2 protein-coding genes are annotated in these 12,259 nt (G+C 38.3%); both read left to right on the forward strand.

From position 1 onward, the window contains the following. Nucleotides 1-79 precede the first annotated feature (79 nt). Entirely contained in the window at nucleotides 80-1,744 is a 1,665-nt protein-coding gene (locus tag ACJMML_RS08780) for an AMP-binding protein (protein WP_405306942.1), read from the forward strand. A 302-nt stretch (nucleotides 1,745-2,046) separates the two neighbouring features. Beyond that, nucleotides 2,047-12,259, forward strand: a 10,213-nt coding sequence (locus ACJMML_RS08785) for a hypothetical protein (protein ID WP_405306943.1), incomplete at its 3' end; no start/stop codon positions are given.

The following is a 12,259-nucleotide window of genomic DNA, read 5'->3' on the forward strand; positions in this document are numbered from 1 at the left end:
GATTTGGGATTGTTGCATTTGCAAAACTATTATTTGAGCCAAAATTTGTTGAATTAAAAAAATTAAGGAGTTAATTATTATGAGTGAATTATTTACAGAACTTCCATTAGGAAAGTTTTTCGAATCAATGGTTGAAAAACAGCCTGACCATGAATTTATCGTTTATCCGGACAGAAACTTAAGATTTACATACAAGGAATTTGATGAAAGAATTGATAACCTGGCAAAGGGAATGCTGGCTATTGGAATTGAAAAGGGAGACCATGTGGGCATTTGGGCAAAGAATGTTCCCGAATGGCTTACCTACATGTTTGCAACCGCAAAGATCGGTGCGACAATAGTGACAGTCAACACAGCATACCAGTCCCATGAGCTGGAATATGTGCTTAAGCAATCAGACATGAAGGCATTGGCAATGACTGACGGGTTCAGGGACACCAGCTATTTTGATATCATAAATGAGCTTGTTCCAGAACTTAAAAGCTGCGCAAGGGGCCATCTTGTTGCTGAAAGATTCCCTAGATTGAAGTTCATTTTCCATGTCGGCCAGGAAAAGCATCGGGGAATGTACAATACCAATGAGCTTATTCTCCTTGGTATGAACTACGACGATGAGGAATACCAGAGAATCAAGGATTCCGTTACACAGCATGACGTAATCAACATGCAGTACACATCAGGAACCGAAGGTTTTCCAAAAGGAGTAATGCTAACCAGCCGCAACATCGTAAACGACGGTTACTACATCGGAGAAAACATGAACTACACCGCCAAGGACAGGCTGCTCCTGCAGGTGCCGCTGTTCCACTGTTTCGGTACAGTTTTAGGTGTGATGGCGGTTATCACCCACGGCTCAACCATGGTTGTTCTTGAGGAATACGACCCATTGCTTGCGATATCCTCAATTCAAAAAGAGAAATGTACCTCAATCTATGGTGTTCCGACAATGTTTATCGGAATGATGAACCATCCTATGTTTGAGATGTTTGACATGAGCTCACTGAGAACAGGAATCATGGCAGGTTCCACCTGTCCTGTTGAAACCATGAAGGATGCAATCGAAAAGATGAACATGAAGGAGATTACAAGTGTATACGGTCTTACCGAAGCCGCACCGGGTTTCACACAGACCAACGCTGCCGATTCATTCGAGAAGAAAATCAACACCGTTGGCCGCAAGTTCCCTAATATTGAGGTCAAAATCGTTGATCCCGAAACCGGTGAGGAACTTGGTCCCGGCGAAACTGGTGAGATAATGTGCAGGGGATTCAATGTCATGAAGGGATACTACAACATGCCTGAAAAGACTGCAGAGACAATCGAGCCTGACGGATGGCTTCACTCAGGAGACCTTGCGACAGTCGATGAGGAAGGTTACTACTCCATTGTGGGCCGTATCAAGGACATGATCATCCGTGGTGGAGAAAACATCTATCCGCGTGAAATCGAGGAATTCCTCTTCACCCATGAATGCGTACAGGACGTGCAGGTTGCAGGAATCCCTGATGAAAAGTACGGTGAAATCGTAGGCGCATTCATCATCAAGGAGGACGGGTTTGACGATGTCACCGAAGCTGATATCCGTGACTTCTGCATCGGTTCCATTGCAAGATACAAAGTGCCTAAATACGTGTTCTTCGTCGATGAGTTCCCTCTCACCACAAGCGGTAAGATTCAGAAGTACAAGTTAGGTGACTTGGGACTTAAACTTTTGGATGAGAGAAGAGCCAATGGAGAATTGTAAATTCTCCCTTTAACTATTTTTTATTATTTTTTTCAGCATATTTCTGATTTCTTTAAACATTTTTTAAACTTTATTTGATTGTAATATTTTTTTAACATTTAATCTACAATTTTGCATTATAATAAAAACTTTATATACTTTCATATACTAAAATATAGTTCGTAAAAGAGTGTTCTATTTTTTCATTTTCATTTGATGTTTAATCTTTGGAATGATATCTTAGGCGCTCTTTTATGATTTAATCATAAATTGTGATTAAATTGGTATGATAAATCTGATTTATTATACGGGTAAGTAAAAAATTGTATTCAAATGGAGGAGATAATATCAAGATTAAAAATACTATTGTATTTATTTTGATATTATTCTTGTTCGTATCTTTAGTGGGAGTAGTTTGCGCATCGGAAGATTCAGCAACGAATAATATTACAGTAACTGATACGGGAGAATCAATAACGAACCTGCAATCGAGTGGTCATGCGGAAGATAATCTGCAGGCCGCAAATGAGGGGGACATTCTAACTGATATAGATGTAACTGGTTCAACATTCCAGGATATCCAAAATGCTATTGATGCTGCATCTGAAGGGGAGACAATATATCTAGGAGGAAATACTTTCACTGCATCAGGTTTCACAATAAACGTTAATAAAAATGTAATTATTAACGGTGGAACAAGTGGCGATCCTAATGCTGTTTCCACTTTAAATGGAAATGGAAATGGTCATGCGATTTTCACACTTAGTGCCTCAGGGATTACATTAACAAATATTAATTTTATTAATGGTAATCATGGTAACGACCAGACCTCAGGTGCAATTGAAGTGCAAGCTTCAGATTGTACCATATCATATTCTACATTTGATAGCTGTACTGGTACAAGAGGTGGTGCAATACATAGTCAATCATCTGCTTCAAATCTTAAAATCGATAATTGTAATTTTAGCAATAATCGTGGAGATTGGGGTCAAAATATTGGTGATGTCTATTTAGAAGGATCTAATGGTGAAATTAATGATTGTAATTTTAACGGAGGTTCATTTGGAGCTATTTATTCAGCTTCTGATGTTAAAATTAGCAATTCCATTGTAGAAAATTACAATAGTGGATCTGTTGCTATTGTTGAACTTAGAGGAACTTCTAATGTAAATAATGTTAATTTTACAAATAATAGGGTCACACAATGGAATGCTGGTTGTGCATTAAGAATAGAAGGTTCTAATTCACAAGTTTCAAATTCTAAATTTGAAAGAAACACCGCTCAAAGCAATGGTGGAGCAATATATAACCCTGCTCAAGGCACTCAAATTGTGAACTGTAATTTCACTGAAAATTCTGTTCTAAATGCAAATGGTGGTGCTATTTATTCAACTGGTGCTGGTTTAACTGTTAATGAATGTATTTTTGATGACAATACTGCACCTGGAAGCGGTAATGACATTTACAGCAATGGTGCTAATGGAGTCATTGAAGAATCAAGTTTCAGCGGATCACTTGATTTAAGTGGTTCCCATGAAGGCGATTCATTAATATTTACTCTAACCGGTAATTTTGGAAATGCTATTTCTGGTAGTGCTCAATTAAACAATCTGTATTACTGGGATGGTGTAACAAAATCTCAAGTAGCAATCACTAGCGGAACAAATTTCAACGTAATTGATAAAGAGATTACTGTTGAAGTCAGTGATTCCCAAGGAACTTTAGTGGAAAGTTATTCTGATTCAACCGATGGAAACGGTCAAATTACTTATGATTACAGTAATATCCCATTCGGGGATTATACTTATAAGGCATATCCTACAGATGATGAGTCTTTAGTGAATGAGGGTCCATTATATAATTTTGTAACTGGAAACACATTCACTGATATTCAAAATGCAATAGATGCAACACCTGCAGGAGAAACAGTTTATCTCAAAGGCATTACTTATACCAATGATATGCATGCTAATATGGTTATCAACAAGCCAATTACAATCGTTGGTATGGATGGCACTGTTCTGGATGCACAGAGTTATTCTAGAATATTCAACATTAATGATGGTGTTAGCAATGTCGAATTAGCAAACATTACCTTCATTAACGGTAGGCTAGAACATGTGAATGGTGCTGCTATCAACATTGGTCAAGGCTGTGATAATATAATCATAAGTGGCTCAAACTTCACAAACAATCGAATTACTGGAAATGCTGAGGGTGGAGCAATTTACTCACAAGGAACAAACACCCAAATCATTAACTGTAATTTTGAAAGTAATAGTGCAAATAGTGGTGGTGCTATAACTTTGGAAGGATTTGGTTCAACAGTTGATGGGTGTAATTTTACACAAAACTCAGCTAGTAACCATGGTGGTGCTGTATATGTCGCTCATGATAGCATTACAATTTCCAATTGTGAAATGACTGATAACACTGCTAACTTTGGTGGAGCAATAAGTATCCTATCGGATTGTTATGATGATGAAATCAATAATGTAACATTCATAGGCAATACTGCAAATCAGGGTAGTGCGATTTATTCTGATGGAGAAAATGCGAAAGTTTCAGATTCCTGTTTCGAAGAAACTTGTGATTTGAGTGTTTCCAGAGATGCCAATTCTTTAATCTTTACTTTGAATGGAGATTTTGGCAACTCTATATATGGAGATGCTGAATTAAATGATTTAAGCTATTGGGATGGTGAATCCAAAGTTCCCGTTGTCATGACTGATGGAACTAAATTTATTGTACCCAATTCAAATATCACTGTTGAAGTATATGACCCTAATAATAATTTATTTGACAATTACACTGGGTTAACTGATGGAAATGGCCAAATCACATATGATTACAGCCAAATTCCTTTTGGAGAGTATACCTATAAGGCATATTACACAAATGATAAGACTGTAATGGATGAAGGCTATTTATACAACATTGTTTCCGGAAACAGATTCTCTGATATAGAAAGTGCAATCGCTGATACACCATCAGGAGGAACTGTTTATCTGAGAAATGTCACTTATACTAATGATATTCGTCGAAATATGGTCATCAATAAACCTATAACAATTGTAGGTGCTGATGGCACTGTTCTGGATGCAGAAGAATATTCTAGAATATTTTCCATTACCAGTGGTGATGTGAATTTGACAAATATCAATTTTATTAATGGTCATGTGAGTGATCAAAATGGTGCTGCCATTAACATAGGAAATAACTGTAATAATGTAGTTATCACCGATTCAAACTTCACTAACAATGTTGTAAATGGATGGAGTAATGGAGGAGCAATTAGTACTAATGGTGAAAATACCCAAATCACTAACTGTAATTTTGACAGCAATACAGCAGCTCGCGGAGGCGCAATTAACGCTGCTGGAACTAATGCCAAAATTGAAAATTGTAACTTCACACAGAACCATGCTCAAAATGAGGATGGTGGAGCCATTTATGCCACTGCAGCAGGATTAACTGTAAACGAATGTATGTTTGAAGATAATGCTGCTCAACGTAATGGTAACGATATTTACAGCAATGGTGCTAATGGACTTATTGAAGAATCTAGCTTTGGTGGAACATCTGATTTGACCGTTGTTGGAGGAAATAATCAATTAACAATAACTTTGTCTGTAGATTTGGGAAATGCCATTGCTGGCAGCATTGAAAAAGAGAATTTGTATTACTGGGATGGTAAAACCAAAACTCCAATCAATGCATCTGAAGGCACTATATTTCCTTTGGCAAATAAGAATGTCACTGTTGAAATCTATGATTCCAACGGTAACTTGGTGAATAACACTACAGCACTGACGGATGAAAACGGTCAGGTCATCTATGATTATTCATACCTTCCGTTTGGGGACTATACTTATGCCACTTATCCTCAGGACAATCCGTCCCTAATGAAAAGGGGTAAGTTATACACTTTAGTTTCTGGCAACTTTTCAGGCATTCAGGCTGCAATTGATGCGGCAAGTCCTGGAGATACACTTTATCTGGTGGATGATGTCTACTACAATGACATTTCAGGAACAATGGTGATTGATAAACCATTATCAATCATTGGTGTGAATGGTGCTGTTTTGGATGCTCAAAACAAATCAAGTATATTCACTATTAATGGAAATGTCAATAATGTTGTCTTGCGGGATATGACTTTAATTAATGGTCACTCCGCAGAACACGGTGGTGCTATTTACATTGGTGAAAATGCAGATAATGGAATAATCAGTAATGTGACATTCATCAACAACACCGGTGAAGTGAGTGGTGGAGCTATCAGGAATCAAAGAGGACACAATTGGGTTATAGAAAACTCAACATTTATCAATAACTCCGCTTATGGTGAAACCAATGAAATCAACCATGGTGCTGGAGCTGTTTGGTCCTGTAATTCCGTCATGGATGTTAAAAATTCAACATTTTATGGAAATCACGCTCCTTATGGTGGTGCTTTAAGAGGACCATTCAACATATATGATTCAGAATTTGACAGCAACACTGCTACTGACGGTAACGGTGGAGCTATTGATGTAGCAACCGATAGAAGTCTTGCTTATGGTCTTGTACTTGAATTTGTAAATTCAAATTTCACCAACAACGACGCAAAAGGTCAACGTAGTGATGACCGAGCGCAAGGTGGTGCTATTCACATTTTCGAAATTCAGGAAGTTGACATGTATAATTGTATATGTATCAACAACACCGCTGACAGGGGAGGAGCTGTTGACTATTATAAGATGAACATTACCTATGTGGACAACTGTACATTTGTCAACAACAACGCTTCTTCTGAAGGTGGAGGACTTGCGATTTTCTGTAGTGACAGTACATTCAAGGATTCAGTAATCTCCAACAACAATGCGGGAACTGATGGTGGAGCTATTTGGGTTATTGGTGACAATTCCAAATTTATCAACGTAACTTCAAACAACAACACTGCTTCAAGAGGAGGTTCCTCCTACATTGAAGGTTCAAATACATTTGTTACCAATTCCACTTTCAACCATAACAGTGCTATTTATAACGGCACTGAAGAAAGCGGAAGAGGTGGAGCTATTGACGTATTGGGGGACAACTGTCAATTCATCAACGTCACTTCAAACAACAACAATGCTTCCCTTGGTGGATCATCATTTATCAGAGGTGAAAACACTGTAGTAACTAATTGTACCCTGGACAACAATAACGCTACCCTGAGAGGTGGTGGTATCAATATTATGGGTAACAACTGTACTGTAACCGATGTTGACGTGTCAAACAACCGTGCTGGAACTGATGGTGGAGCTGTATACGTTAAAGGTAACGATGCAACATTTGTTGAGGTATATTCATTCAACAACACCGCTAACAGAGGAGGTTCCACATTTGTTGACGGTGACAATGCAGATGTACACAACTGTACTTTAGTTGGAAACAATGCTTACAATTCTTCTTCTACCGGATTAAGCGGTAGAGGTGGTGGATTGGACCTTGCTGGTCAAAACTGTAAGGTTTACGACTTGGAAGTGTCCAACAACCACGCTGACGGAGAAGGTGGAGCAGTCTACATCAGAAGTAGTAATCTTGACATCTACGACATCAATTCAGTCAACAATACAGCTCAATTAGGTGGGTCAACCTTCGTTCAAGGAAACAACATCACAATTCACAATTGTACACTTGAAAACAACACTGCGGACTTGCGTGGTGGAGGTATCAACGTTTTCGGTAACGATTGTAAGGTATATGATGTTGACGTATCCAACAACAGGGCAGGCACTGACGGTGGTGCAGTCTACGTATTGGGTAACGGTGCAACCTTTGAGGATGTTTTCTCAGTCAACAACACCGCTTCTCGCGGAGGTTCAACATTTATTAAAGGTGATAACGCACTGGTTCACAACTGTACCCTGGACGGAAACAAAGCTCTGTCCAATGGAACTGAGGGTTCCGGTAGAGGTGGTGCACTGGACATCGCTGGTGAAAACTGTCAGGTCTATGACCTGGATGTTTCAGAAAACCATGCAGATGGTGAAGGTGGAGCTATGTACATCAAATCCAACGATTTAAATGTTCATGATATTCACTCTGTCGACAACTCTGCAAATCTTGGTGGATCAACCTTTATTGAAGGTAACAACACTGTTGTTCACAATTGTACTTTTGACGGAAACAACGCTACCCTCCGTGGTGGAGGTCTAAACATTTTAGGTGACAATTGTACTGTATACGATGTTGATGTATCCGATAATTATGCCGGTGCCGAAGGAGGTGCTGTATACGTTAGAGGTAATGATGCAACATTTACCAATGTAACATCCATCAACAACACTGCTGCCAGAGGAGGTTCTACTTTTATTAAAGGAAACAACGCTGAAGTTCACAACTGTACTTTAGATGGAAATAAAGCACTTTATAATGGAACTGAAGGTTCTGGTAGAGGTGGTGGAATCGACATCGCTGGTGATGACTGTAAAGTCTATGACCTTGAAGTGTCAAATAACCATGCAGACAGAGAAGGTGGAGCAGTATACATCAAAACCGATAATTTAAACATTTATGAAATTGACTCACTCAACAACACCGCTGCCCGTGGAGGATCAGTATTCATTGAAGGAAATAACATTACTGTTTCAAATTCAACATTCAGTAATAACCAAGCTATTTTCAATGAAAGCGACCCTGACAATTCAGGTATCGGTGGTGCAATCGACGTATTCGGTAATGACTGTAAATTCATCAACGTTACTTCCGTAAACAACACAGCATATCGTGGAGGATCAACATTTGTACGTGGTGACAATACCGTTATCAAAGATTGTATCCTGGACAACAACACTGCTACATTGCGTGGTGGTGGTTTAAATATTGCAGGAGACAACTGTACAATAGAAAACGTTGACGTGTCCAACAATAAAGCGGGTCTTATGGGTGGTGCTATTTACGTTAATTCAAATGGTACTACATTGACCAACATTACTGCGGACAATAACACTGCTGAACGTGGTGGTGCTGCATTCATTAACGGTACCAACATTATCGTTAAAGGCGGTGAATTGAACAACAATAAAGCTATCTTCAACGAAAGCAATCCTGATGCTTCCGGTTTAGGTGGTGCATTCGACATTGTAGGTGACAAAATCCTTGTAGATAATGTTCACTCAAACAACAACTCCGCTTATCGTGGAGGTTCTTCATTTATCCGTGGTGATAATGTAACCGTTCAGAACTGTAACCTGGACAATAACTCCGCTACATTGCGTGGTGGTGGTATTAATATTGCAGGTGACGGCTGTACTATCGAAAATGTAAGTGTATCCAACAATAAGGCAGGTCTAATGGGTGGTGCTATTTACGTTAATTCAAATGGTACTACATTGACAAATGTCATTGCGGATAACAACACTGCTGAACGTGGTGGTGCTGCATTCATTAACGGTACCAACATTATCGTTAGAGACGGAGAGCTTAATAACAATAGAGCTATCTTCAACGAAAGCAGAAACGAGACTTCCGGTTTAGGTGGTGGATTTGACATTGTGGGTAACAATATCCTTGTAGATAATGTTCACTCAAATAACAACTCCGCTTATCGTGGAGGTTCCACATTTATTCGTGGTAGTAATGTAACAGTTCAAAATTCCAACCTGGACAACAACTCCGCAACATTAAGAGGTGGAGCTTTAAACATTGGCGGTGGTGAAGGTTGTCAAATTCTCAATGTAAGTTTATCCAACAACGAAGCAGGTACTTTAGGTGGTGCTGTTTATGTTGTAGGTGATAAATCCGTATTTGACAATGTTACTTCCGTTAACAACACTGCTCAGGAAGGAGGTTCATCATACATTGCAGGAAATGAAGTTGTTGTTAAGAACTGTAACCTGAACAACAATAGTGCTACTATAAATGGTGGTGGTTTGGATGTTGCGGGTAACAACTGTACTTTCGTTAACGTGACTTTGTCCGACTGTAACGCTGCTAAGGACGGTGGTGCTGTTTACGTTAAGGGTAACAACACAGTATTCGACAATGTTACTTCCATTCATAACCATGCGGAACGTGGTGGTTCTTCATTTATCGAAGGTAACAACATTATTGTTAAAAATTCTGATTTGAACAACAATACTGCTGATATTCGTGGTGGTGGTTTGGACGTTGCAGGTGACAACTGTACTTTTGTCAATGTGACCTTGTCCAACTGTAACGCTACCAAAGAGGGTGGTGCTGTTTACATCAGAGGAAACGAGAATGTCTTTGAGAATGTTACTTCAGTAAATAACCATGCTTATCTAGGTGGATCCACCTATGTTGCAGGTGATGACAACGTTGTTAAAAACTGTACTCTTGTTGGCAACACTGCTGATAATGGAGGAGGTGCAATAGCCATTGATGGAAGTAACAGTAACTTCACAGGCAACAACATTTCCAGAAATTCAGCATATATGGGTGGTGCTATCTTTATTGATGGTGATAACAGTTTATTCACATACAACAACATCACCTTTAACGAAGCTCACAACAGTGAAGAATTTCCACTGTACAGTTCCGGAGGAGCTATGGCGATACAAGGGGCAAACACCAATTTCACCCACAACAACATTTCATCCAATTTAGCAGATGAAACTGGTGGAGCAATGGTATGTTATGGTGAAAATCTTTACATGGAAGATATCTATGCTTTCAACAACACTGCAGAAAATGGTGGTTTTGCTCAAATCATGTATGCCAACGATTTAATTATCAAAAATTCCACATTCTACAGCAACCATGCTACCGGAGACATCGACAGGGACAGAGGTGAAGGTGGAGCAATTCACATTTCATACTCTGATAACATTGATGTTCAAGGTAACTTTACATATAACACTGCTACAAATGGTTCTGCAATATATGTACAGGATTCCACATTAAGGGTTCATGATTCAAGTTTCTTTGACAATCAGGCTAAATCCTATCTGTTAATCATTGATTATGACAGGTGGAACAGTACAGCTAACTGTACTGTGAAAGGCGTTTGCAATTGCAGCTGCAATTGTTCAAGTCATAATACACGGAATCGTGAAAACACTATGAATAGTGTACATAATAGAATGTTAGATTCTATGCGGGCCAATGGAATGATTGATGTCATCCGTGCAAGCAGTTATGATGAGTGCGAATGTGGCTGTGGCTGCTCTGGAAATTGTTCAAGTGAAGGTAAATGCAACTGTTCTTGTGAAGACTTTAAATACATCGCAACAATTTATGAGGGCGAAAACATTACAATCATCGTTTATCATAAAGGTGGAGACAACATTGCTAATGCAATTTATAATCAGGAAAGTGATGTTACTGTAAACAACATCAGCTACCCATTCTATGCTGTGAATGGTACTGAAATCATTAAGCATACTCCAGCCGAAGACATAAACCCTGTAATGGGACCTGAAAACAGCCATGACGGTGAGGACATCTATCAATATCCTTTCGAAAACAATCAAATTATCAGAATTATTGTTTATGATGAAGGAGGTAATGTAGTAAAAAATGTCACATATGCTGAAATTAATAAGACTGACATTTATGGTGCTACAACATTGCTTCTTCAAGGCTTGAAAAAAGGAAATTATACTGTTGAGGCAATTTATAGGGAAAGTACCTATTACACTGCTATTGAAAACCGTTCCTCATTTAGAGTCATACCTCATGAGTTGGTTGAAAAGATTACATTAAACAGTACTGTTTTCCTTGGTGAGGAAGTTCAGTTTGTAATAGTTTTAAATAATACATTTAATGAAACTTTACATAACATTACAGTTACTGAAATCTTCAATTCATCTCAATTGCAGTTAGTTGACTACATTAACCATACTCAATGGACTAGAAATGGTAATGTTTTCACATATAATGGTAGCTTGAGTACTAATGAAAGCGTTTATTTAACAGTTATCTTTAAAACTCTAGTTACAGGTACCATAATCAACACAGTTAATGTGACAACTAATGAAACAGGAAACAAGACTTTCCAAGCAAGGAATGAAACTAAAGTTCTTAAATTGATTGATAAGTTGACAGTAAACAAGACTGTTTACGTTGGAGAGGAAGTTCAGTTTGTAATTGTTGTAAATAATACAAATGATGTTACTTTACATAATGTTACAGTTACTGAAATCTTCAATTCAACTGAATTACAGTTTGTTAACTACACTGATCAGGATAAATGGTCCAGAAATGGTAATGTTTTCACATATAAAGGTAGTTTAGCTGCAAATGAATGTGTCAACTTCACTGTTATCTTTAAGGCATTAGTTAACGGTACTTTAATCAACACAGTTAATCTAACTACTAATGAAACAGGAAACCAAACTGACACAGCAAGTAACAACACTACCGCTTATAAACCTAACATGACTGTTGAAAAAGTAAGTTTAAACATTACAGATTTCGTTATTGTAAACGACACTGTTGCGTTTAATATTACTGTTACCAACACTGGTGACTGTGTTTTAGGTAATGTGACTGTGACTGAGTTCTTCAAACCTTCTGAATTTAAGTTTATTAGGTTTGTTGGTG

Origin of the sequence: Methanobrevibacter sp. (genome assembly GCF_045130115.1) — an archaeon.
In the GTDB taxonomy this organism is placed as follows: domain Archaea; phylum Methanobacteriota; class Methanobacteria; order Methanobacteriales; family Methanobacteriaceae; genus Methanocatella.